We start from the raw sequence: 22219 nt of genomic DNA on the forward strand, positions 1-22219 counted from the left end.
AACCGTTCTTTAACAGACCGTCCAGTGAGGCGGAGAAGGAGGTTCGCGTGGCTTCGCATGCCCGCCGTTCAGGTCCGGAAAATCCGGACCGCCCGCCCGATGGCAAGCAGATCCTCTCGTCCGACGACATCGGCCGGATCCTCGACCGCATCGCCCACCAGGTCCTCGAGAAGACCAAGGGCGCGCCCGACACGATGCTCCTGGGCATCCCCACCCGCGGCGTCGCGCTCGCCGGACGCCTGGCCGAGCGCATCCGCCGCTTCGCCGGCGTCGACATCCCCGCCGGCACCCTCGACATCACCCTCTACCGAGACGACCTGCGCCGAGGCGCGCTCCGCCCGCTCGGCCCGACCGACCTCCCGCCGTCCGGAGTGGATGAACAGCGGGTGATCCTGGTCGACGACGTCCTCTTCTCCGGACGCACCGTGCGCGCCGCGCTCAACGCCCTCTACGACCTCGGCCGACCCGCCCAGGTCCAGCTCGCGATCCTGGTCGACCGCGGCCACCGCGAGCTGCCCATCCGCGCCGACTACGTCGGCAAGAACATCCCCACCGCCCGCGACGAGAACGTCGCGGTGCACCTCACCGAGTACGACGGCGCCGACGCCGTGATCCTCACCGGAGGTCAGCGGCGATGAAGCACCTGCTCACGACAAAGCAGCTCACCCGCGACGAGGCCGAGCTCATCCTCGACCTCACCGGCCAGATGGCCAAGGCCGTCTCCGGCCGCGAGGTCCCCAAGCTCCCCACCCTCCGCGGACGCACCGTGGTCAACCTCTTCTACGAGGACTCCACTCGCACCCGCACCTCCTTCGAGACCGCCGCCAAGCGCCTCAGCGCCGACGTGGTCAACTTCGCCGCCAAGACCTCGAGCGTCAACAAGGGCGAGAGCCTCAAGGACACCGCCCTGACGCTCCAGTCCATGGGCGCCGAAGCGGTCGTGATCCGCCACCCCGCCGCCGGGGCCCCGCAGAACCTCACCCAGTGGGTGGACGGCGCGGTCCTCAACGCCGGCGACGGCACCCACGCCCATCCCACCCAGGCCCTCCTCGACGCCTACACCATGAGCGAGCGCCTCGGCGGCATCGAGGGACGCACCGTCGTCATCGTCGGCGACATCCTCCACAGCCGCGTCGCCCGCTCCAACATCTGGCTGCTGTCCAAACTCGGCGCCCGCGTCCGCCTCGTCGGCCCCCCGACCCTGCTGCCGCGCGCGATCGACCAATGGCCCGTGGAGATCTCCTACGACCTCGACGCGAGCCTGCGCGACGCCGACGCCGCCATGATGCTCCGCGTCCAGCGCGAACGCATGAACGACGCCTTCTTCCCCACCCCGGCCGAGTACGCCCGCCTCTACGGCCTCGACGAGCGCCGCCTGCGCCGCATGCCCGACCACGCCATCGTCATGCACCCCGGGCCGATGAACCGCGGCATGGAGATCGCCGCGAACGTCGCCGACTCGCCGCGCGCCACCATCACCGAGCAGGTCACCAACGGCGTCTGGGTCCGCATGGCCGTGTTGTACCTCCTCCTGACCAACGGAGTCGAATCATGAGCACCATCCTCGTCAAAGGCGCCGACCTCGTCGGCCGCGGCCGAGCCGACCTCCTCGTCCGCGACGGCCGCGTGGCCGAAGTCGGCGACCTGAGCCCCGCCGGAGCCGACGTCGTCGACGCCGACGGCCTGCTCCTGCTGCCCGGCCTGGTCGACCTCCACACGCACCTGCGCGAACCCGGGCGAGAAGACGCCGAGACCGTCCTGACCGGCACCCGGGCCGCCGCCAAGGGCGGCTACACCGCCGTGTGCGCCATGGCCAACTCCAACCCCGTCGCCGACACCGCCGGCGTCGTCGAACAGGTCGCCGCGCTCGGCCGCGCCGCCGGCTACGCCGACGTCCAGCCCATCGGCGCGGTCTCGGTGAGCCTGGCCGGTCAGCGCCTCGCCGAGATGGGCGCCATGGCCGACTCCGCCGCGAAGGTCCGCATCTTCTCCGACGACGGCCACTGCGTCGCCGACCCGCGACTGATGCGCCGGGCCCTCGAATACGTCAAGACCTTCGACGGCCTCATCGCCCAGCACGCCGAGGAGCCGCGCCTGACCGAAGGCGCGCAGATGAACGAAGGCGCCGTCTCGGCCGAACTCGGCCTGCCCGGCTGGCCCGCGGTCGCCGAAGAGGCCATCATCGCCCGCGACGTGCTCCTGGCCGAATACGTCGGCGCGCGCGTCCACTTCTGCCACGTCTCCACGGCCCGCTCGGTCGAGATCATCCGCGAGGCCAAGGCCCGGGGCGTCAAGGTCACCGCCGAAGTCTGCCCCCACCACCTGCTGCTGACCGACGAGCGGGTCCACACCTACGACCCCGTATTCAAGGTCAATCCGCCGCTGCGAGGCGACGCCGACGTCGCCGCGCTGCGCGCCGCGCTCGCCGAGGGGACCATCGACGCCGTCGCCACCGACCACGCCCCGCACGCCCCGCAGGACAAGGACTGCGAGTGGTCCGCCGCCAGGCCCGGCATGCTCGGACTCGAGACGGCCCTGTCGATCGCCGTGGCCGCCCTCGGCGGCCCCGACGACTGCGACTGGGACCTGGTCGCCGAGCGCACCTCCCGCGCGCCCGCCCGCATCGCCGGGCTCGCCGCACACGGCCGCGACCCCGAACCCGGCGCCGAAGCCAACTTCACGCTCGTCGACCCCTCGGAGTCCTGGACGGTCGTCCCGGCCGAACTGGCCTCCCTGTCCCACAACACCCCCTACGCCGGGCTCGAGCTCCCGGTGACCGTCCAGGCGACGTTCCTGCGGGGACGCGCCACCGTACTCGAAGGCAAGCTCGTCGAGCAGACCGCGGAGGAGACCCAATGAGCAGCAGAGCAGCAGCGATCCTCGTACTCGAGGACGGCCGCGTGTTCCGCGGCGAGGCCTACGGATCGGTCGGAGAGACCTTCGGCGAAGCCGTGTTCAACACCGGCATGACCGCCTACCAGGAGACCCTCACCGACCCGTCGTACTACGGCCAGGTGGTCGCCCAGACCGCCCCGCAGATCGGCAACACCGGCTGGAACGACGAGGACGACGAGTCCCGCCGCATCTGGGTCGCCGGCTACGTCGTCCGCGACCCCTCCCGCATCACCTCCAGCTGGCGCGCCGAACGCAACCTCGAAGACGAGCTCGCCGCCCAGGGCATCGTCGGGATCTGCGGCGTCGACACCCGCGCGCTCACCCGCCACCTCCGCGAAGCCGGCGCGATGCGCGTGGGCGTCTCCTCCCAGACGACCGACGCCCAGGCGCTGCTCGAACGCGTGCGGACCGCCCCGCAGATGGCCGGAGCCAACCTCGTCGACGCCGTCACCACGCCCGAGCCCTACACCTACCGCGCCGAAGGCGAGACCAAGTACACCGTCGCCGCCATCGACCTCGGCATCAAGCGCAACACCCCCAGGCGCCTGGCCGCCCGCGGCATCACCACCACCGTCCACCCCGCCGGCGCCGGTGTAGAAGCGCTCCTGTCGGGCAACCCGGACGCCGTGTTCCTCTCCAACGGACCGGGCGACCCGGCCACCGCCGACCACCAGGTCGAAGTCACCCGCGAGCTCCTGCGCCGCCGCGTCCCGGTCTTCGGCATCTGCTTCGGCAACCAGATCCTCGGCCGGGCCCTCGGCCTGGGCACCTACAAGCTCAAATACGGCCACCGCGGCATCAACCAGCCGGTCCTCGACCGGCACACCGACAAGGTCGAGATCACCGCCCACAACCACGGGTTCGCCCTGGCCCCGCCCGAGTCCGGCGAATACTTCGAGACCGAGTTCGGGCGCGTCCGCGTCAGCCACATCTGCCTCAACGACAACGTCGTCGAAGGCCTCACCTGCATGGACGTCCCCGCCTACTCCGTCCAATACCACCCCGAGGCCGCCGGCGGTCCCCACGACGCCGACTACCTGTTCGACCGTCTGACCCAGCTCATCGACCACAGCGAAGGAGCCGGCGCCAATGCCTAAGCGCGACGACATCAACCACGTCCTGGTCATCGGATCCGGCCCCATCCAGATCGGCCAGGCCTGCGAATTCGACTACTCCGGCACTCAGGCCTGCCGGGTCCTGCGCGAGGAGGGCATCCGCGTCACCCTCGTCAACTCCAACCCGGCCACGATCATGACCGACCCCGAGTTCGCCGACGCCACCTACGTCGAGCCGATCACCACCGAGATCATCGAACAGGTCATCGCCCGCGAGAAGCCCGACGCGCTGCTGCCGACCCTCGGCGGCCAGACCGCGCTCAACGCCGCCGTCGCCCTCGACCGGGCCGGCATCCTCGAAAAGCACGGCGTCGAACTCATCGGCGCCGACATGGACGCCATCCAGCGCGGCGAAGACCGCCAGCAGTTCAAGGACGTCGTCATCAAAGCCGGGGGAGAGGTCCCGCGCTCGGCGGTCTGCCACACCATGGACGAAGTCCGCGACACCATCGACGAACTCGGCCTGCCGGTGGTCATCCGCCCCTCCTTCACCATGGGCGGCCTCGGCTCCGGCATGGCCCACACCTGGGACGACGTCGAACGCATCGCCGGAGGCGGCCTCGCCGAATCGCCCACCACCGAGGTCCTCATCGAAGAGAGCGTCCTCGGCTGGAAGGAGTACGAGCTCGAACTCATGCGCGACCACGACGACAACGTCGTGGTGGTCTGCTCCATCGAGAACATCGACCCCATGGGCGTCCACACCGGCGACTCGGTCACCGTCGCCCCCGCCATGACCCTCACCGACCGCGAATACCAGCACATGCGCGACGTCGGCATCGCCGTGCTGCGCGAAGTCGGCGTCGACACCGGCGGCTGCAACATCCAGTTCGCGATCGACCCGGCCGACGGGCGCATCATCGTCATCGAGATGAACCCGCGCGTCTCGCGGTCCTCCGCGCTGGCCTCCAAGGCCACCGGCTTCCCGATCGCCAAGATCGCCGCCAAACTCGCCATCGGCTACACGCTCGACGAGATCCCCAACGACATCACCAAGGCCACCCCGGCGGCGTTCGAGCCCAGCCTCGACTACGTGGTCGTCAAGGTCCCGCGATTCACCTTCGAGAAGTTCCCCGGTGCCGACCCGGCGCTGACGACCACCATGAAGTCCGTCGGCGAGGCCATGAGCCTCGGCCGCACCTTCCAGCAGGCCCTCCAGAAGGCCCTGCGCTCGACCGAGACGAAGGCCGCCGGCTTCTGGACGCGCCCCGACCCCGCCGGCGCGACCCTCGAGAACACGCTCGAGGCGCTCCGGACCGCGCACGACGGGACCCTCTACACCGCCGAACGCGCACTGCGCCTGGGCGCCACCGTCGACCAGGTCCACGAGGCCTGCAAGATCGACCCGTGGTTCCTCGACCAGATCGCCCAGCTGGTCGACCTGCGCGCCGAGATCGAATCCGCGAGCGTCATCGACCACGGCCTGCTGTGGAAGGCCAAGCGCGCCGGCTGCTCCGACGCCCAGATCGCCGCCCTGCGCCCCGAACTGGCCGGCGAGGAGGGCGTGCGCCGCCTGCGGCTGCGCCTGGGTCTGCGCCCGGTCTACAAGACCGTCGACACCTGCGCCGCCGAGTTCGCCGCCCACACCCCGTACCACTACTCGACCTACGAGGACGAGTCCGAGGTCGAGCCGTCGAACCGGCCCAAGGTCATGATCCTGGGCTCGGGCCCCAACCGGATCGGCCAGGGCATCGAGTTCGACTACTCCTGCGTCCACGCCGTCCAGGCGCTGCGCGAGGTCGGCTACGAGACGATCATGGTCAACTGCAACCCCGAGACCGTCTCCACCGACTACGACACCGCCGACCGCCTCTACTTCGAGCCGCTCACCTTCGAGGACGTCGCCGAGGTCTACCAAGCCGAGGACGCCTCCGGGAAGGCCGCGGGCGGACCGGGCGTCGTCGGCGTCATCGTCCAGCTCGGCGGCCAGACCCCGCTGGGGCTGGCCGACCGCCTCGCCGAGGCCGGACTGCCGATCGTCGGCACCTCCCCGTCGGCCATCGACGCCGCCGAGGACCGCGGCGAGTTCGGGCGCCTGCTCGACGAGCTCGGCCTCGTCGCCCCCGCCGGCGGCGCCGGCACCTCCTTCGAGGAGGCCCGCGCCGTCGCCGCCGACATCGGCTACCCGGTCCTGGTCCGGCCCTCCTACGTCCTCGGCGGCCGCGGCATGGAGATCGTCTACGACGAGGACTCCCTGGCCGGCTACATCTCCCGCGCCACCGAGGCCAGCCCCGAGCACCCGGTCCTGGTCGACCGCTTCCTCGACGACGCGATCGAGATCGACGTCGACTGCCTGTGCGACGGCGAGGACTTCTACCTCGGCGGCATCATGGAGCACATCGAGGAGGCCGGCGTCCACTCCGGCGACTCCTCCTGCGCCCTCCCGCCGATCACCCTCGGCCGCGCGGTCATCGAGCAGATCCGCGACTACACCGCCAAGCTCGCCTTCGGCCTCGGCGTGCGCGGCCTCATGAACGTCCAGTACGCCCTCAAGGACGACCAGCTCTACGTCCTCGAGGCGAACCCGCGCGCCTCCCGCACCGTCCCGTTCGTCTCCAAGGCCACGGCCGTGCCGCTGGCCAAGGCGGCCGCCCGCATCGCCATGGGCGCCCGCATCGCCGAGCTGCGCGACGAAGGCATGCTGCTGCCCGAAGGCGACGGCTCCGAACCCGGCCCCGACGCGCCCATCAGCGTCAAAGAGGTCGTCCTGCCGTTCAAGCGCTTCCGCACCACCGAAGGGGCCGGCATCGACGCCCTCCTCGGCCCCGAGATGAAGTCCACCGGCGAGGTCATGGGCATCAACGGCTCCTTCGGACTCGCCTTCGCCAAGGCCACGCTCGCCGTCTACGGCAAGCTCCCGACCGCCGGGAAGGTCTTCGTCTCGGTCGCCGACCGCGACAAGCGCTCGATCGTCTTCCCGGTCCGGCGCCTGGTCGACCTCGGCTTCACCGTCTACGCCACCAAGGGCACCGGACTGGTCCTCAAACGCCACGGCATCGACTTCACGCCCGTGGCGCGCCACTCCGGGGCCCGCGACGGCGAGGCGACCGACGCGGTCAGCCTCATCGCCGCCGGCGAGGTCGACCTGGTCATCACCACCCCCTCGGCGTCGCCGGGGCCGCGCACCGACGGCTGGGAGATCCGCTCGGCCGCCGTCGTCGCCGACGTCTCGTGCGTCACCACGATCCAGGGGGCCGCGGCGGCCACCATGGGCATCGAGGCCGCCGCCCGGGGCGAGCTCACCGTCACACCCCTGCAGGAGCTCCACGAGCGCCTGCGGGGGGACGAGCGGGCCTGACAAGTCAGTCACGCCCCGAATTGACGTATACAGGTAGATGATGCTTTATCAGAAACTGGCTCGGCCGGCCCTGTTCAGGGTCGGGCGCGGCGACGCGGAGACAGCGCATGAGACCACCATGCGCTGGCTCACGCGCCTGTCCGGGCAGCGGCAGGTCCGCGACGCGCTCATCAAGGTCAACCAGGTGAGCGCCCCGGTCACCGTCTGCGGCATCCCGTTCCCCAACCCGATCGGCCTGGCCGCCGGGATGGACAAGCACGGCGCCGCCATCGGCGCCTGGCCCGCCCTCGGTTTCGGGTTCGCCGAGATCGGCACCGTCACCGCCCACGCCCAGCCGGGCAACCCCCGGCCGCGGCTGTACCGGATGCCCCAGAGCGAGGCGCTCGTCAACCGCATGGGCTTCAACAACGACGGCGCGCAGGCGCTGGCGGCCCGCCTCGCCGCCGCGCCGCCGGTCAACTGCCCGCTGGGGATCAGCATCGGCAAGTCCAAGGCCGCGCCACTGGAGGAGGCCGTCGAGGACTACCTGCACTCGATGCGCACCCTCTACCCGTTCGCCGACTACTTCGCGGTCAACGTCTCGTCGCCGAACACGCCGGGGCTGCGCAGTCTGCAGGACGCCGAGACCCTTCGGGGACTGCTGAGCGCGTTGACGGCCGAGGGCGAGCGCATCGCCGCCGGGCGAGTACCGCACCCGGTGTTCGTCAAGATCGCGCCCGACCTGACCGAATCGGCGATCGGCGAGCTGCTGGAGGTCTGCTTCGAGACCGGAGTCTCGGGCGTCATCGCCACCAACACGACGCTCGGCCGCGACGGGGTCGTGCCCAGCGAGGACGCCGTGGCCGCCCAGCCCGGCGGCATGTCCGGCAGGCCCCTGGGGCCGATCTCGCGGGAGATCGTCCGCTTCGTCCACCGCGAGACGCAGGGGAAGCTGCCGATCATCGGCTCGGGCGGCGTCATGGCCCCCGACGACGCCGCCGCCATGTTCGACGCCGGCGCCAGCCTGGTCCAGGTCTACAGCGGCCTGGTCTACAACGGTCCGGCGCTGGTGCGGCGGAGCGCCCGCCGCTACAAGCAGCGGACCACCGGCCGGCGCCGCGCCCCGCAGCCCGACCGCTCATGGCGCAGGCCCCGAGCCATGGATTAGGCCGTTGTTCCAGGAAACCGCTCCCGAGAGGAAACCACCGTGTCCGCAAAGAAGGATTTCGGCTCACGCGCCCACCACCTGTTCGCCACGCGCGGACCGCTCTGCGCCGGAATCGACCCCCACGGCGCCGTGCTGCAGTACTGGGGCCTCGACGACGACCTGCCAGGGGCCGAGCGCTTCGCCCTGACCATGGTCGAGGCGTGCGCCGACCGGGTCGGCTTCGTCAAACCCCAGTCGGCGTTCTTCGAGCGCTTCGGGTCCGGCGGGATCGCGCTGCTCGAGCGGGTCATCGCCGACTGCCGCAAGGCCGGGGCCCTGGTGATCCTCGACGTCAAGCGCGGCGACATCGGCTCGACCATGGCCGCCTACGCCCAGGCCTACCTCGACCCGGCCTCGCCGTTGGCCGTCGACGCCGTCACCGCCAGCCCGTATCTCGGCACCGGCTCGCTGCAGCCGGCGTTCGACCTGGCCGCCGCCCACGGCAAGGGCGTGTTCGTGCTCGCCCGCACCTCCAACCCCGAGGGCAAGCAGATCCAGCTCGCCCGCCGCCGGGACGGCAGGACGGTCGCGCAGGGCGTCATCGACGAGGTGGCCGCCCTCAACGGCGACGCCGAGCCGATGGGCTCCCTGGGCGTGGTCATGGGCGCCACCGTCGGCGCCTGCGCCTCCGAGGGCGAGGCCCGGTTGCGTGAGTCGACTTACGGAATCACCCACACGACGGTCCAGCAACGTGACACCGCTCACGATCTCAGCGAGCTCAACGGGCCCATCCTGGTGCCGGGGATGGGCGCCCAAGGCGGCAGGCTGAGTGACCTGCAGCGCGTCCTGGGGCCGGCTGCAAACTTCGCGATCCCGAGCTATTCACGACAAATCGCACAGCCGGGACCGGCTGCGGCGAGCATTCGCGTCGCGATCGACGCCTTGCAAGAGGAGTGTCGCGCCGCGACCGGCGAGTGACCGTCCGCCCCGCTCGGGCCCCGAATGCCCTACCCCCGGTCGCAGACGTGTCGGGAGGTGGGGTTACCTTTCCCGAGCTGGGTATGCTTTGGCGATACCCGCACGTGAAGGTCCAGAGGGACGTAACCATCGACTGCAAGGAGACCCCGTGCCGCTCCCTAAACTCACACCGGAACAGCGCGCCGCAGCCCTCGAAAAGGCCGCCGCCGCCCGCAAGGCTCGCGCCGAGCTCAAGGAAAAGCTCAAGTCGGGCGAGATCACCCTCGAAGAGGTCCTCAAGTCGGCCGCGACCGACGACATCTCCGGGAAGATGAAGGTCTCGGCCGTCCTCAAGGCGCTCCCGGGCATCGGCGACAAGCGCGCGCTGCAGATCATGGAGAAGCTCAAGATCGCCGACTCCCGCCGTCTGCGCGGTCTGGGCGAGCACCAGCGCGCCGCGCTCCTGGATGAATTCAAGGGCGACCAGGCCTGACATCGGGTAGTAGTAGTCGAGTGAGCATCGATAGGCTGCACGCCGCACCGGCCCAGCGCCTGACCGTCCTCTCCGGTCCGTCCGGAGTGGGCAAGGGCAGCGTGAAGGCCCTCATCCAGGAGTACTACCCGTGGGTCTGGCTGTCCGTGAGCTGCACGACCCGCAAGCCGCGTCCTGGTGAGGTCGACGGCGCCGACTACCACTTCGTGTCGACCGACCAGTTCGAGTCGATGATCGCCGCGGGGGAGTTCCTCGAATGGGCCTCCTACGCGGGGAACCTCTACGGAACCCCCCGCGGACCCGTCGAGCACCAACTGCGGGCCGGCCTCCCGGCACTGCTGGAGATCGAACTGCAGGGCGCCCGCCAGGTGCGCCGCTCCATGCCGGACGCGCAACTGGTGTTCCTGGCCCCCCCGACCTGGGACGAACTGGTCCGCCGCCTCACCGGTCGCGGCACCGAAGACCAGTCCACCATCGACCGGCGCCTCACCGCGGCCCGCGAAGAACTCGCGGCGGAGACCGAGTTCGATCACACGATCACGAACGTGTCGATCGAGCAGGCCGCCGCCGAACTGGTAGCATTGCTCGGTTCTCCGGCTTTCGCGAAATCCGGAGCCCGCTGACCACCACGTCGCACACGAAGGAATCAACGTGCCAGGGACTGTAGCCGAACCCGTCGGTATCACCAACCCGCCGATCGACGACCTGCTCGAGAAGAGCCAGTCGAAGTATCAGCTGGTGATCTACGCGGCCAAGCGCGCCCGTCAGATCAACGCCTACTACTCCCAGCTCGGCGAAGGCCTGCTGGAGTACGTCGGCCCGCTGGTGGAGACCACGCCCGAGGAGAAGCCCCTGTCGATCGCCCTGCGCGAACTCGACAAGGGACTGCTCGAGACGAAGGCCTTCGACGACCCCGAGGCTTAGCGCCGGGGTCGGACCGCCTGCAATGAACATCGTCCTCGGCGTCTCCGGCGGCATCGCCGCCTACAAGGCGGCGACGCTGCTCAGACTCTTGAAAGAGGCCGGTCACGACGTGACCGTCGTCCCCACCGAGGCGGCGCTCGAGTTCGTCGGAGAAGCCACCTGGGAGGCCCTGTCGGGCCGCCCGGTGGCTTCCGGCGTCTTCTCGGAGGTCTCCGAGGTCAGGCACGTCCGCCTGGGCCGCGAGGCCGACCTGGTCGCCGTCGTGCCCGCCACCGCCGACCTGCTCGCCCGGGCCGCCGCCGGCCGCGCCGACGACCTGCTGACCTCGACGCTGCTGACGGCGACGTGCCCGACGGTCTTCGCGCCGGCTATGCACACCGAGATGTGGCAGCATCCGGCCACCCGCGCCAACGTCGCCACTCTCCGCGAACGCGGCGTCCACGTCGTCGAACCCGACTCCGGGCGCCTCACCGGCGCCGACTCGGGCCCCGGGCGCCTGCCCGAACCCGAATCCCTGTTCGCCCTGCTCAAGGGCTTCCTCACTTCTCCGGCCCGCGACCTGGCCGGCCGCCGCGTGCTCGTGACCGCCGGCGGCACCCGCGAACCGATCGACCCGGTGCGCTTCATCGGGAACCACTCCTCGGGCCGCCAGGGGATCGCGCTCGCCGCCGCCGCGGCGTCCCGGGGAGCGGCGGTCACGCTCGTCGCCGCGCACGTCGACACGGCCCTGCCGGCCGGAGTCGACATCCGGCGAGTCGACACCACCGCCGACCTGTTCGAGGCCACCGTCGAGGCCGCCGCCGAGGCAGACGCCGCGGTGCTGGCCGCCGCGCCGGCCGACTTCCGCCCGAAGCACGCCGCCACCGGCAAGCTCAAACGCAAAGGCGATCTCGACCTGGCGCTGACCTCGACCCAGGACATCGCCGCCGAAGTCGGCCGCGGCAAGCGCTCGGGACAGGTCCTGGTGGTCTTCGCGGCCGAGACCGACGACGGACCCGAACACGCGCAGGCCAAGCGAAAGGCCAAGGGCGCCGATCTGGTGGTGCTCAACGACGTCTCCGGCGGCGCCGTGTTCGGCTCGGCTGAGAATTCAGTCACCCTGTTCGACGAGAGCGGCGAGGTCGACGCGCTCGTGAACGCCGGCAAGGAGTCCGTCGCCCACGCCATCTGGGACGCGGTCGCCGCGCGGCTCCCGGCTGGTGGACGCGCCTGAGGCCGCCCGGGCGCAGCGCGCCGACTTGGTGGGATGATCGTCAGCGAATAGACTTGTGAGCTGCGAAGTCAAATGAAGCGCGCCGCCCAGCGGCGTAGACGTGTGTTGAGGAGTGCCGTGGCACGACGCCTGTTCACCTCCGAGTCGGTCACCGAGGGCCACCCGGACAAGATCGCCGACCAGATCTCCGACGGGATCCTGGACGCCCTGCTGGCGGAGGACCCTCGGAGCCGGGTGGCGGTCGAGACGCTCATCACGACCGGCCAGGTGCACGTGGCGGGCGAGGTGACCACCGCGGCGTACGCCGACATCCCGCGCATCGTGCGCGACACGATCCTCGGCATCGGCTACGACTCGTCCAAAAAGGGCTTCGACGGCGCCTCGTGCGGCGTGAACGTCTCGATCGGCGGGCAGAGCCCCGATATCGCCCAGGGCGTCGACAAGGCATGGGAGTCTCGTGTGGACGGCACCGAGCTCGACGAGCTCGACATCCAGGGCGCCGGCGACCAGGGCCTCATGTTCGGCTTCGCCTGCCGTGATACCCCCGAGCTGATGCCGCTGCCGATCGCCTTGGCGCACCGGCTGTCGCAGCGGCTGACCGAGGTCCGCAAGGACGGCACCGTTCCCTACCTGCGCCCCGACGGCAAGACCCAGGTGACGATCGAGTACGAGGGCCAGAAGCCGGTCCGCCTCGGCACCGTGGTCGTCTCCAGCCAGCACGCACCCGACATCTCGCTCGACTCGCTGCTGGCCCCCGACATCGCCGAGCACGTGATCCAGCCGGTCGTGTCCGGACTGGACCTCGACATCAGCGACTACGACCTCCTGGTCAACCCCACCGGCCGCTTCGAGATCGGCGGTCCGATGGGTGACGCGGGCCTGACCGGCCGCAAGATCATCGTGGACACCTACGGCGGCTACGCCCGCCACGGCGGCGGCGCCTTCAGCGGCAAGGACCCCTCGAAGGTCGACCGCTCGGCGACCTACGCGGCCCGCTGGGTCGCCAAGAACGTCGTGGCCGCCGGCCTGGCCGAGCGCTGCGAAGTCCAGGTGGCGTACGCGATCGGCAAGGCCAAGCCCGTGAGCGTCGCGGTCGACGCGCAGGGCACCGAGACCGTCGAACCGGCGCGCATCGAGCGGGCCGTCAGAGAGGTCTTCGACCTGCGCCCGGCGGCGATCATCCGCGACCTGAACCTGATCCGCCCGATCTACTCCAAGACCGCCGCCTACGGCCACTTCGGACGCGAACTGCCGGAGTTCACCTGGGAGTCCACCGGCCGCGCCGCCGCACTCAAGGAAGCGGTGGACTGACCGGCGCTCGGGCGCGCCCGGAAACATCACCGACACCTGGTAGAACTGGTCCATGACCGAGTCCGGAGCGATCGCGGCGGTCTGCGTCGACCAGCCGCTGCCGCAGCTGGACCGGCTGTTCGACTACCGCGTCCCCGACGACATGGTCGGCCTCGTCCGGCCCGGCTGCCGCGTGCGCGTCCGCTTCGGACGGCGCAAGCTCGGCGGCTACGTCATCGAGCTCAAGGACTCGAGCGACTTCCAAGGCAAGCTGCTGTGGATCTCCGACCTGGTGTCCCCCGAACCGGTCCTCACCGGCGAGGTCGCCCGCCTGGCCAGGGCCGTGGCCGACCGCTACGCCGGAACCCTCGCCGACGTCCTGCGGCTGGCGGTGCCCGAGCGGCGCAAACGCGTCGAAGACGAGCCGGCGGGGGAGTCGCTCCCGATCGAGCCGCCCTCGGACACTCACTGGAATAGATATATCGCAGGCGAGGCATTCCTTCGCGCGCTGCGCGCCGCCAAAGCACCGAAGGCGGTATGGAACGCCCTGCCCGGCGAAGACTGGCCCACCCGCCTCGCCGAAGCCGCCGCGGCCACCGCCGCCGACGGCAGAGGCGCGGTCCTGGTCGTGCCCGACCAGGCCGACCTCGACCGCCTCGACACCGCCCTGCGCGCCGTCCTCGGCCCCGACCGGCACGTCACCCTGTCGGCCCAGCTCGGCCCCACCAAGCGCTACCGCGGCTTCCTCCAAGCGGCCCGAGGAACGGTCCGCGTGGTCGCCGGCACCCGCGCGGCCGCCTTCGCCCCCGTGCCCGATCTCGGCCTCGTCGCCATCTGGGACGACGGCGACGCCTCCCACGTGGACCGGCACGCGCCCTACCCCCACGCCCGGGAGACCCTGCTGACCCGCGCCGAACTCGCCGACGCCGCCTGCCTCGTCGCCGGCCACGCCCGCACACCGCAGGCCCAACTCCTGGTCGACACCGCGTGGGCCGTCTCGATCACCGCCGCCCGCGACACGATCCGGGCCTCGGCCCCGCGCATCGTCCCCGTCGGCGACGAAACCGACATGGCCAAAGACCCCTCGGGCGGCACCGCCCGGCTCCCGACGGTCGCCTGGCGGGCCGCCAAAGCCTCCCTCGACCGCGACCGGCCGGTCCTGGTCCAAGTCCCCAGACGCGGCTACGTGCCCGCCGTCTCCTGCCAGCGCTGCCGCACCCGCGCGGTCTGCCCCCACTGCTCGGGCCCGTTGCGGCTGACCGGCGCCAGGAGCGCCCCGGTGTGCGGCTGGTGCGGCAGGACCATCGGCGACCACCGCTGCCGCGAATGCGGCTCGGCGCGGTTCCGCGCCCGCGTCATCGGCGCCGAGCGGACCGCCGAAGAACTCGCCCAGGCCTTCCCCGACGCCGACGTCGTCGAGTCGACCGGGCCGAACCGGCTCGAGACCGCCCCCGACGGCGCCGCGGTCGTGGTCGCGACCCCCGGCGTCGAACCGCCCGCTCCCGACGGCTACGGAGCGGTGCTGCTGCTCGACACCTGGGCGATGCTCACCCGCGCCGACCTGACCGCCTCCGAAGAGGCGCTGCGCCGGTGGATGAACGCGGTCGCCCTCGCCCGGTCCGACGGCACCGCCGTGGTCGTCGCCGACGGGGGACTGGCCGTGGTCCAGGCGCTCCTGCGATGGGACCCCGCCTGGTTCGCCGGACGCGAGCTCGAAGAACGGTCCGAACTCGGGTTCCCGCCGGCGATGAAGATGGCCGCGCTCACCGGACCGAACGGCGAGCCCGAGAAACTGGCGGCCGACCTCCCGGCCGGACTCGGCACCGAGGCGATCGGGCCGATCCCGGTCGACCAGGACACCGAGCGGCTCCTGCTGCGGGTGCGCCGCCGGAACGGCGCGGCACTCGCCGCCGCGCTGGCGAGCGCGGGCGCCGCCAGGGCCGGCAACAAGGCCGAACCGGTGCGCGTCCAGATCGACCCGCGCGAGATAGCCTGAACCGCCCCGGCACGGCGCGAATGGAACCGGTCCGGACCGGATACCCCGTCACGATGCCGATTCTGGTCGGGACCTCGGGCTGGCAGTACCGGGACTGGCGGGGCGTTCTCTACCCCGAGCGGCTCGCCCAGCGCCGCTGGCTGGAGCACTACGCCGAGCATTTCGCCACCGTGGAGAACAACGGCACCTTCTACCGGCTCGCCGGCCGCGAGACCTTCGAGTCCTGGCGGTCGCAGCTGCCGGACCGGTTCACCATGGCCGTCAAGGCCAGCCGCTTCCTCACCCACTTCAAGCGCCTCCGCGACCCCGCCGAACCGGTCGAGCGGCTCATGAACGCCGTCGGCGGGCTCGCCGACCGGCTCGGGCCGGTACTGCTGCAGCTGCCCTCGCATCTGCGCGCCGACCCGGAACTGCTGGCCGCCTGCCTCGACCGTTTCCCCGCCGGCGTCCGCACCGCCGTCGAGCCGCGACACGAGTCCTGGTGGACCGACGAGACCCGCACCGTGCTGGAGGAGCGCGACGCGGCCCTGTGCTGGGCCGACTCGCGCAGCCGCTCCCTCACGCCGCCGTGGCGCACCGCCTCCTGGGGCTACCTCCGGCTCCACGAAGGCACCGCGAGCCCGCCTCCCGAATACGGCGACCGGGCCCTGAGCACCTGGTGCGACCGCCTCGCCGACACCTGGGGGCCGCACGACGACGTCCACGTCTACTTCAACAACGACCCCGGCGGCGCCGCCGTCCGCAACGCCTTCCGCTTCGCCGACCTGATGCGCCGCCGCGACCGCGAAGTCCCGGGCGCGGACCGATGATTTCGGCCGCGCCGCCTCGTCTCAACTGATGCAATCGGAGTATCCGGTCCGCGCAGAGAGGCGAGGCAATGCAGAAGATCGTCACGAACATCTGGTACGACACCGAGGCCGAACAGGCGGCCGAGTTCTACTGCTCCCTGTTCAAAGATGCCAAGATCACCGCCACCCAGCCGTATTCGGAGGCCGGACCCGGCGAGCCCGGTTCCACGATGGTCGTCGAGTTCGAACTCGCCGGCCAGCGCTTCACCGGCATCAACGGCGGCGGCGAGTTCCAGCACACCCACGCGATGTCGCTCCTGGTCAACTGCGAGGACCAGGCGGAGGTCGACCGCCTGTGGCAGGGCATCCTCGACGGCGGCGGCAGCGAGATCCAGTGCGGTTGGATCGCCGACAAGTGGGGCGTCAACTGGCAGATCTGGCCGGTCGAGGCCGAAGAGCTCCTCAAAGGCGAGCCCGAGGCGGTCGCTCGCGCGACCGAGGCCATGTACGGCATGAAGAAGATCGACGTCCAGGCCATGCGCGAGGCCTACGAGCGCCGATGATCCCCCGCGCGGGGGAGACCGGACGCCCTCCGGAGGGAGGGCGGCGGGCGCCGCTGCGGTGAGACTGGCCGCATGGTCACGAACAGGTCGCCGCGGTGGCGGGAGCGCGGGCGCTGGCACAATGGCGCCATGCGCCTGCTCGCCCCCCTCCGGTCCCGGGCCACCTACCGAGGCTGGATCTGGCTGATCCTCGGCGGGGCGCTCATGATGCCGTACATGATGGTCGGCGCCCTGTTCTACGACTGGCTCGAGCCTGACTCGGTGCTCGTCGGGGTGACGCATCCGCTGGTGTTCCTGTCGGTGCTGCCGCTGGTGGCGGCCTCGTCGCTGCTGCTGCCGGACCGCGAGGTCGAGCGGACGGCCGCCAGGCGGCTGCTCGGTGCGCATTTCGCGTCGCCGGAAGACGACGGTTCGTGGAACTCGCGCTGGCGCACCGGCTGCTGGTTCACGCTGCACGCCGCGGTCGGGGCCGTGATGTCGGGTCTGACGCTCGCGATGGTGCCGTACGCGCTCTACCTGGTCTATGCGGGCCTGGCCGCCGACGGGCCCGTCGAGCTGCTGCCGGCGGCGCTGCCGTCCCGGCTGGGGCTGCTGCTGGGGCCGTTGACGCTGGTGTTGCTCGTTTGGGCGGTCGCCGGTTCGGTCGGGGGGATGCGGCGGCTGGCGCCGCGCCTGCTGGGGCCCGGCGCCGCCGACCGGTTGGCGGGTGCACGGGCCGAGACGGCCCGCCTCGCCGCCCGCAACCGGATCGCGCGCGAGCTGCACGACTCGGTGGGCCATGCGCTGTCGGTGGTGGTGGTGCAGGCGGACGCGGCGGCTCGGCTCGTGGCCTCCGATCCGGACTTCGCGGCGAAGGCGATGGCGGCGGTGGGGGCGACCGCCCGGGGCGCGCTGGCCGAGCTCGACACCGTCATCGGGGCGTTGCGGGAGGACCGCGACGGGCCGAGGGCTCCGCAGCCGGACTTGACCGATCTGGAGGATCTCGCCGCCGACTGCGGGGTCGAGGTGGGCTTGCGGGTCTCGGGCGACCGCGGCGCCGTCGGCGGTCTGGCCTCGCGCGAGGCCTACCGGATCGTGCAGGAGGCGTTGACCAATGTGCTGCGCCACGCCGATGCGCCGATCGCGTCGGTCGAAGTGGACGTCGGCGCGGACGAGGTCCGCATCGTCGTCGACAGCCCTTCGGCGCGGCCGGCGAAGGCTCGGGGCGGCCGTGGTCTGATCGGCATGGCCGAGCGTGCCGCGGTGCTCGGCGGCGTTCTCGAGACCCGCTGCGAGGCCGGGCGTTGGATCGTGCGAGCCTCCATCCCGATCGAGGATCCGACTGGAAAGGCCGCCGATGACAGCGCCGCTGCGCATAGCGTTGATCGATGACGAGGAGTTGATCCGCTCGGGCTTCGCCGCGGTCATCGGCGCCGAACCCGATCTGGAGGTCGTCGCCCAGGGCGCCGACGGGGTCGACGCGGTGAACATCGCCCGCTCCGGCAGGGCCGATGTGCTGCTGATGGACGTGCGCATGCCGGGAGTGGACGGCATCGAGGCCACTGAGCGGATCGCGTCCGCCATGGAGCGTCCGCCGAAGATCCTGGTGGTGACGACCTTCGACAACGACGACTACGTGTGGCAGGCCCTGCGCGCCGGGGCCGACGGGTTCCTGTTGAAGCGGACTCGCGTGGAAGACCTGCTGGCCGCGGTCCGCCTGGTGGCTCGCACGGACGCGCTGCTGTTCCCCGAGGCGATCCGGCGGCTCGCCGCCTCCGGTCGCACCGGCAGGCCGCCGAGAGGCGTCGAGGATTTGAGCGGCCGCGAGCGTGAGGTGCTGGTCCTGGCCGCCGGAGGGCTGTCGAACACGGAGATCGCCGAGCGGCTCTATCTGGGCCGCGAGACGGTGAAGTCGCACCTGAGCAGCGTTTACACCAAACTGGGCGTGCGGGATCGCACGCAGGCGGTCATAGCGGCCTATGAGGCCGGCCTGGTCTGAGGGTTCCTGGGTTGACGCCGCCGGCGCCCATCGTGCTATGGTTCATTAGTCAAGTAATGGACCTCTGAACCAATGAACCGACTCACGGCGACGCTCACGGGACCGTGAACGAAAAGGAGGCGAGATGTTCGATGACGGATCACCGATCTATCGGCAGATCGCCGACCAGATCAAGGCCGAGATCCTCAACGGATCACTCGAACCGGGAGGGAAGGTCATGTCGACGAACCAGTACGCGGCGTTCTACCAGATCAACCCCGCCACCGCGCAGAAGGCGTTCCGAGAGCTGGTCGACGAAGGCGTCCTCTACAAGCAGCGCGGCGTCGGCATGTTCGTCGCCGAGGACGCCCGGGAGAAGCTGGTCGCCGAGTTCCGCGCCCGCTTCTTCGACGACGTGCTGAAACCCCTCGTGCGTGAGGCCAGACAGGCCGGCATCCCGCTGTCCGACATCATCGACTACCTCAAGACCCAGGAAGGCGCCCTCAAATGAGCTTCTCCGTCAGCCTGCGGGACGTGACGCTGAAATACGGCGACACCGAAGCCCTCTCCGACATCAGCCTCGAACTCGAGGCCGGCAAGATCTACGGCCTTCTCGGCCGCAACGGCGCCGGCAAGACCAGCCTGCTCAGCCTCCTCGCGGCCTTCCGCAAGCCCACCGGCGGCAGCGTCCGCGTCGACGGCCGCCCCGTCTGGGAGAACATCGAGGTCGTCTCCCGCGTCTCGCTCATCCGCGAAGGCGGCGACTTCGACGACGCCGACACGGTCAAGTCCTCCATCGAGACCGGCGAGATCCGGCCGGACTTCGACGCCGAGTACGCCTTCAAGCTCGCCGAGCGGTTCGAACTGCCGCTCGAACCGAAGGTCCGCGAGCTCTCCCGAGGCAAGCGCTCGGTCCTGGCCGCCATCTGCGGCCTCGCCTCGCGCGCCGAGCTGGCCATCTACGACGAGGTCCACCTCGGCATGGACGCGCCCACGCGCGACGCCTTCTACAAGGAGCTCCTCGCCGAGTACATGGACCGCCCGCACACCGTCATCCTCTCGACCCACCTGATCGACGAGGTCGCCAACTACCTCGAAGAGGTCGTCATCGTCGACAGAGGACGCATCCTGCGCCACGACGACATCGAGGCCTTCCAAGGCATGGGCGCCACGCTCACCGGCCCGGCCGCGGCGGTCGACGAGGTCACCGCCGGGCTGGAGGTCCTGGCGGAGCAGCGGCTCGGCGGCACCAAGTCCGCCACCGTCGCCGGCGCCCTGGACGCCCGGTCCCGCGAGCGCGCCGCGGCCGCCGGCGTCGAAGTCGGGCCCGTCGGCCTGCAGGACCTCTTCATCCATCTCACGGACCCGAACCGCAAGGGAGCCTGACATGCCCCCTACCAAGAAGCTGTCGCTGTCGAACCGCCGCTACCACCTGGGCGGGGCGATCTGGGCCGAGTCGCTCAAGTACTTCGCCGGCTGGATCATCGCCGCCGTCGTGCTCGCCCTGCTGGCCCCGATCGTCATCTCGCAGTTCCGCTCGATCGAGATATCGGCGTGGTACATCGTGGCCAACGTCGGGAAGGTCTTCACCGCCATCATCGCCGGCGGCTTCCTGTTCACGCTGCTGCCGATCACGGTCGCCAACGGCCTGACCCGCCGCGAGTTCGCCACCTCGATGGGGTTGTTCGGCCTGCTGTGGTCGGCTTCGCTCGGCGTGATCGCGACGGGCTTCCTCCTCGCCGAGCACGCCGTCTACGGCCTGTTCGCATGGCCGCAGGCCCTCCAAGGCGACCAGAGCGACGTGGTGCTCGCCTCGGTCGGCGACGTCCTGAACTTCAGCGCGACCTACCCGCTGTCGTACGCCGTCTACTTCACCGGAGGCGCCCTGGTCGGCGCCGCCATCTACCGCTCCGACGCCGGCTGGCTCACCCTGGCCCCGGCCATCCCGATCGCCCTGGCCGTCGACGACGCCCTGTCCAGCACCGACGCCGCCGGGCCCGCCTGGCTGCTGCGGGTGGTCACCAGGCTCACCGACGGCATCGCGACCTGGCCGGCCGTGGCGATCGCGGTGGCGGTCATCGCCGTCGGCGCCTGGATCGCCCGCGGCATCCTGCTCGGCACCCCGATCCGCGGAAAGGAGGCCTGACATGGAGTCCGCTCTCACGCGGCGGCGCCACCGGCTCGGCGTGCGCCTGTTCTTCGCACTGGTGTCGCGGCTGCGGTACTGGGCGATCGGCATCATCGTCGCCTCGTTCGTCTCCGACGCGGTCCTCGCCCGGGTCCGGCCCGAGGTCGACTTCGGCCTCTGGGGCGTCACCGTGTCGATCATCCAGTGGTTCCCGGCGGTCATCGCGGGACTGCTGCTGTTCACGCAGCTGCCGGTCCACATCGCCCGCGGTCTGACCCGACGCGAGTACATCGCGGCCCTGGCGGTCTTCGGCGCCCTGACGAGCGCGGCCACGGCCGCGGTCGCGATCCTCGGCTTCCTCGCCGAGCACGCGATGCTCGAGCTGCTGGCCGAACCGTTCCGCACCTGGCAGGCCACGCTCGGCTCGGCGGCGCGCTATCTGCTGGTCGCCCCGATCTACATCTTCGGAGGCCTGGCCATCGGGGCCCTGTCGGTGCGCATCGGCCAGAGCGGGATGCTCGCCATGGTCCTGCTGGTGGTCGCGGGCGCCATCTACACCGGGGCGCTCAGCGTGGAGTTCTTCCGGTTCAGCCTCAGCGTCACGGAGTGGGCCTTCGCCACCTGGGCCGCCGGAGCGATCGCCCTCATCGGCGTCCTCGTCGCCACCTACATGCTCTCGCTGCGGTCGGTGCCCATCCGCCCGAAGGGGGCCTGAACGGTGGTGCTGCTGGGAGCCGAGGTGCCGGTCGTCGTGACCGTGCTGATCGCCTGCGCGGCGGCCAGCGCGGTCGCGGCCCTCCTTCTGGCGACCGGCCCGGGGCCGCGCGCCACATCCTGCACCGACCCCTCTCGCGTTCGGGCCGGGGAGTGGGACACTGGAGAACGGCCAGTTCAAGCTTCGAGAGGTCAGCACATTGACGATCCAGCCCATCCGCATCTACGGCGACCCCGTCCTGCGCACGGCCGCCGAGGAAGTCGACACCTTTGACAAGGAACTGCGGAAGCTCGTGTCCGATCTGCTGGACACCATGCGCGACCAGGGCGGCGCCGGGCTCGCCGCTCCGCAGCTGGGAGTGAGCAGGCGCGTGTTCGCCTTCGACGTCGACGACGTGGTCGGGCACATCGTCAACCCGGTCCTGGAGTTCCCCGACGAGGAGGAGCAGGACGGGCCCGAGGGCTGCCTGTCGTTGCCGGGCCTCTACTTCGACACCGTGCGGCGCCAGAACGTGATCGCCAAGGGCTTCAACGAGTACGGCGATCCCCTCCAGATCGTCGGCACCGGCCTGATGGCCCGCTGCCTCCAGCACGAGACCGACCATCTGGACGGGATCGTGTTCATCGACCGGCTCGACCCCGAGCGCCGCAAGGCCGCGATGGCCGAGATCCAGGCGCAGGACTGGTATAACGACGACGTCAGGGTGAAAGTCTCGCCCCACGACAACAAGGGCGTCTTCTTCAAGTCCTGAACCGGGAAGT

At 70.9% G+C, this 22219-nt stretch carries 22 protein-coding genes; all 22 read left to right on the plus strand.

All coding sequences use genetic code 11. The features are described from left to right. Window positions 1-47 precede the first annotated feature (47 nt). The 22 genes from pyrR (at window position 48) to def (ending at window position 22209) form a co-directional block, all read left to right on the plus strand. Window positions 48-638, plus strand: coding sequence for a bifunctional pyr operon transcriptional regulator/uracil phosphoribosyltransferase PyrR (gene pyrR / locus ACYVL2_RS09725; protein WP_460542659.1), 591 nt, complete (start codon window positions 48-50; stop codon window positions 636-638). Beyond that, entirely contained in the window at window positions 635-1555 is a 921-nt protein-coding gene (locus ACYVL2_RS09730; RefSeq protein WP_460542660.1) for an aspartate/ornithine carbamoyltransferase family protein, read from the plus strand. The genes pyrR and ACYVL2_RS09730 overlap by 4 nt, the downstream gene beginning before the upstream one ends. Next, window positions 1552-2859 (plus strand): dihydroorotase, encoded by a 1308-nt coding sequence (locus tag ACYVL2_RS09735; RefSeq protein WP_460542662.1) that lies wholly within the window; start codon window positions 1552-1554, stop codon window positions 2857-2859. The genes ACYVL2_RS09730 and ACYVL2_RS09735 overlap by 4 nt, the downstream gene beginning before the upstream one ends. Further along, the gene (gene carA / locus ACYVL2_RS09740; protein ID WP_460542664.1) at window positions 2856-3992 is read left to right on the plus strand and encodes a carbamoyl-phosphate synthase small subunit; all 1137 of its coding nucleotides are present in this window, start codon (window positions 2856-2858) and stop codon (window positions 3990-3992) included. The genes ACYVL2_RS09735 and carA overlap by 4 nt, the downstream gene beginning before the upstream one ends. Continuing rightward, on the plus strand, window positions 3985-7308 hold the full coding sequence (gene carB, locus ACYVL2_RS09745; RefSeq protein ID WP_460542666.1) for a carbamoyl phosphate synthase large subunit: 3324 nt from the start codon (window positions 3985-3987) through the stop codon (window positions 7306-7308). Before carA ends, carB begins: the two co-directional genes overlap by 8 nt. 40 nt (window positions 7309-7348) lie before the next feature. Continuing rightward, window positions 7349-8455, plus strand: coding sequence for a quinone-dependent dihydroorotate dehydrogenase (locus tag ACYVL2_RS09750; RefSeq protein WP_460542668.1), 1107 nt, complete (start codon window positions 7349-7351; stop codon window positions 8453-8455). A gap of 39 nt (window positions 8456-8494) precedes the next feature. Beyond that, window positions 8495-9412: a beta/alpha barrel domain-containing protein gene (gene pyrF, locus ACYVL2_RS09755; protein ID WP_460542670.1), complete on the plus strand. Its 918-nt coding sequence runs from the start codon at window positions 8495-8497 to the stop codon at window positions 9410-9412. A 148-nt stretch (window positions 9413-9560) separates the two neighbouring features. Beyond that, window positions 9561-9884, plus strand: a complete 324-nt coding sequence (mihF, locus tag ACYVL2_RS09760; RefSeq protein WP_460498040.1) for an integration host factor, actinobacterial type — start codon at window positions 9561-9563, stop codon at window positions 9882-9884. Window positions 9885-9904: 20 nt separating this feature from the next. Then, window positions 9905-10507 carry a guanylate kinase gene (gene gmk, locus ACYVL2_RS09765; RefSeq protein WP_460542672.1) on the plus strand — a complete coding sequence of 201 codons (603 nt, stop codon included), beginning with the start codon at window positions 9905-9907 and terminating at the stop codon, window positions 10505-10507. Window positions 10508-10535: 28 nt separating this feature from the next. Then, window positions 10536-10808, plus strand: coding sequence for a DNA-directed RNA polymerase subunit omega (rpoZ, locus tag ACYVL2_RS09770; protein ID WP_460542674.1), 273 nt, complete (start codon window positions 10536-10538; stop codon window positions 10806-10808). A 22-nt stretch (window positions 10809-10830) separates the two neighbouring features. Then, window positions 10831-12021: a bifunctional phosphopantothenoylcysteine decarboxylase/phosphopantothenate synthase gene (gene coaBC / locus ACYVL2_RS09775; protein WP_460542676.1), complete on the plus strand. Its 1191-nt coding sequence runs from the start codon at window positions 10831-10833 to the stop codon at window positions 12019-12021. A 117-nt stretch (window positions 12022-12138) separates the two neighbouring features. Further along, window positions 12139-13332, plus strand: coding sequence for a methionine adenosyltransferase (gene metK, locus ACYVL2_RS09780; RefSeq protein ID WP_460542677.1), 1194 nt, complete (start codon window positions 12139-12141; stop codon window positions 13330-13332). Window positions 13333-13384: 52 nt separating this feature from the next. Beyond that, window positions 13385-15307 (plus strand): primosomal protein N', encoded by a 1923-nt coding sequence (locus ACYVL2_RS09785; RefSeq protein WP_460542679.1) that lies wholly within the window; start codon window positions 13385-13387, stop codon window positions 15305-15307. 53 nt (window positions 15308-15360) lie between these two features. Further along, entirely contained in the window at window positions 15361-16116 is a 756-nt protein-coding gene (locus tag ACYVL2_RS09790) for a DUF72 domain-containing protein (RefSeq protein WP_460542681.1), read from the plus strand. A gap of 68 nt (window positions 16117-16184) precedes the next feature. Next, a complete protein-coding gene (locus ACYVL2_RS09795) occupies window positions 16185-16658 on the plus strand; it encodes a VOC family protein (RefSeq protein WP_460542682.1) in 474 nt (157 codons plus the stop codon). A gap of 129 nt (window positions 16659-16787) precedes the next feature. Next, the gene (locus tag ACYVL2_RS09800) at window positions 16788-18029 is read left to right on the plus strand and encodes a sensor histidine kinase (protein WP_460542684.1); all 1242 of its coding nucleotides are present in this window, start codon (window positions 16788-16790) and stop codon (window positions 18027-18029) included. Beyond that, window positions 17995-18636 (plus strand): transcriptional regulator, encoded by a 642-nt coding sequence (locus tag ACYVL2_RS09805; protein ID WP_460542686.1) that lies wholly within the window; start codon window positions 17995-17997, stop codon window positions 18634-18636. The genes ACYVL2_RS09800 and ACYVL2_RS09805 overlap by 35 nt, the downstream gene beginning before the upstream one ends. Before the next feature lie 124 nt (window positions 18637-18760). Further along, on the plus strand, window positions 18761-19126 hold the full coding sequence (locus ACYVL2_RS09810) for a GntR family transcriptional regulator (RefSeq protein ID WP_460542688.1): 366 nt from the start codon (window positions 18761-18763) through the stop codon (window positions 19124-19126). Continuing rightward, window positions 19123-20001 (plus strand): ATP-binding cassette domain-containing protein, encoded by an 879-nt coding sequence (locus tag ACYVL2_RS09815; RefSeq protein ID WP_460542690.1) that lies wholly within the window; start codon window positions 19123-19125, stop codon window positions 19999-20001. Before ACYVL2_RS09810 ends, ACYVL2_RS09815 begins: the two co-directional genes overlap by 4 nt. Window position 20002: 1 nt before the next feature. Further along, complete coding sequence (locus ACYVL2_RS09820) at window positions 20003-20761, plus strand: hypothetical protein (RefSeq protein ID WP_460542692.1); 759 nt, start codon at window positions 20003-20005, stop codon at window positions 20759-20761. A 1-nt stretch (window position 20762) separates the two neighbouring features. Then, entirely contained in the window at window positions 20763-21458 is a 696-nt protein-coding gene (locus ACYVL2_RS09825; RefSeq protein ID WP_460542694.1) for a hypothetical protein, read from the plus strand. A gap of 199 nt (window positions 21459-21657) precedes the next feature. Further along, window positions 21658-22209, plus strand: a complete 552-nt coding sequence (def, locus tag ACYVL2_RS09830; RefSeq protein WP_460542696.1) for a peptide deformylase — start codon at window positions 21658-21660, stop codon at window positions 22207-22209. The last annotated feature ends 10 nt before the right edge of the window (window positions 22210-22219 follow it).

It is taken from the genome of Glycomyces halotolerans (genome assembly GCF_054779575.1).